The 1,790-nt window shown below is 27.4% G+C and carries 2 protein-coding genes; one reads left to right on the top strand and one right to left on the bottom strand.

The window, feature by feature from the left end; genetic code table 11:
- The first annotated feature begins 21 nt into the window (after positions 1-21).
- Positions 22-597, top strand: a complete 576-nt coding sequence (locus ACRBBL_RS27560; RefSeq protein WP_431372328.1) for a CDP-alcohol phosphatidyltransferase family protein — start codon at positions 22-24, stop codon at positions 595-597.
- Between the two features lie 4 nt (positions 598-601).
- Here the strand turns inward: ACRBBL_RS27560 and ACRBBL_RS27555 are convergent, their stop codons facing one another.
- The gene (locus ACRBBL_RS27555; protein ID WP_431372327.1) at positions 602-1,720 is read right to left on the bottom strand and encodes a hypothetical protein; all 1,119 of its coding nucleotides are present in this window, start codon (positions 1,718-1,720) and stop codon (positions 602-604) included.
- Positions 1,721-1,790: the final 70 nt, after the last annotated feature.

Here is a 1,790-nt window from a genome sequence, read left to right as displayed (position 1 = left end):
AACTAATTATTATAATTTATTATGCTTGTAACAAAGCAACGAATCTTTCTTATCATTCAATTAATCAGTATTAGTCGTGCCATAGCAGGATTAATTTTTGTTTGTATTGCTTTTCGTGTAGAATTGAATCTAGTTGCTATTATATTGTTTATGTATGCCTGTGCAAGTGATTTATTAGATGGTTTTCTTGCTAGAAAATATCATTGTGAAAGCAAGCAAGGAAAAGTCCTTGATTTATTTGGAGATAAGTTTTTAACAATAGCTTTCTCTTTATATGCAATAGCTAGTGGCATGCCAATCATTCCTATAACATTCATTATTTTTAGAGAAGTTTTCCTTTTATCTATACGAAGTTTACAAACAGATAGTAAATCAATTTTCAAACCCAATAGATTACTTGGCGGTCTGACAACTTTTCCAATATGGTTGACATCATTTCTACTTTTATTATCTATTCGATATATTGAAATAGATGCTTATTATTTTGAATTAGCATATTGGTTTTGTGGAATTGTGGTCGTTCTTAATTTAACCCATAAACTATATGAAAGTTGGCCAGAGCTAATTGCTGAATTCAAAAAAGGATTAAATGAGTAATATTTTAAGCGTCTAAGAAGTAATGCCGAATTAAACCTAGAATTAAAGTTGGAGAATAGGCTAAAGCTATTATTTTAGTGACAAACTTATAATTAGGCCAATTTGGAATTGATTTTATTTTTTTGGTAATCTCTTCAAAAGTAGTAATCAATTCAAAATTATTTTTAGTCTGTTGTATATCTCTTGCATCTACTATTTCATCTAAAAATTTCTTCTGCTTTTTTGCGATTTCAGCAAGTTGTTCTTCTTTATTGTCTCTGATAATTTTCCCGATTTTAAATGCTGGTATAAAGTAAAGAACTAAAAAGAATACCGTTGAAATGACTAAACTTGAAATAGTAGTAAAATCAAATTTTTGATGTACTAAATATACAGAAACAGAAAGTAAACTAGTAGCTAATAGTACAGGGATAATCGGAGTAATTATATTTTTTATAAATACAGAAACTCCACCGTTTCCATCATAATGATATGGTTCAAGTGCTAACATATTTAGGTTGTAACTACGTTTTAAAACACTTAGTGTTTGAATTACCAATAAACAATACAGATGAATTATACTAGGAAAAAATATACACCACATATATAATTTATAAATTCGAGTAGCCCAGTACCCAAAAGGATATGTATATGAATCCCAAAAATCGAATCCTACAAACCTTAATGGCGATTGGTTTTGATAACTGTTCCACACAAAACTTATAAAACCAAAAACTAATAATAGCGCAAAAAACGATTTACTTAACGGTTTTTTTCTGAGTGTATTTTTATTTAATATTTGGACCTCTGATGTAAAATCATCTTTAAAAAAAAGAACCTTTATAATTGAATGTTTCCAATTGGACATATTTAAAAAACGTGTAATACTTGTATTTAAGGCAAATGGAATTAATACTTGAATGATAAAGAAAAACCAAATTACAGGATGCTGGAAGAGCCCAATATTTGGCTTATCTAAAAGGTAACTTTGATCCAAATAAGACGATATAGTAATTGTTATTACAAAGAATAGAGTAAGTATTAAATTTTGTGCAGGAATTGAATGTATTCCAATTTTTTTCATCCAATTCAAATAACGAAATGCTGGATAATTATTTAATAAGTTTTCTTTAGTTGCTATCATCAACAATTTATGTATTGTAAAAGCTTTTTAATTAATAAATTATAATAATTAGTTATCCTGTATTCAAATA

Origin of the sequence: Kordia sp., from assembly GCF_050633145.1 — a bacterium.
Lineage (GTDB): Bacteria > Bacteroidota > Bacteroidia > Flavobacteriales > Flavobacteriaceae > Kordia.
The sequence above is the reverse complement of the archived record's forward strand: the minus strand, read 5'-3'. Positions and strand labels throughout refer to the sequence as shown.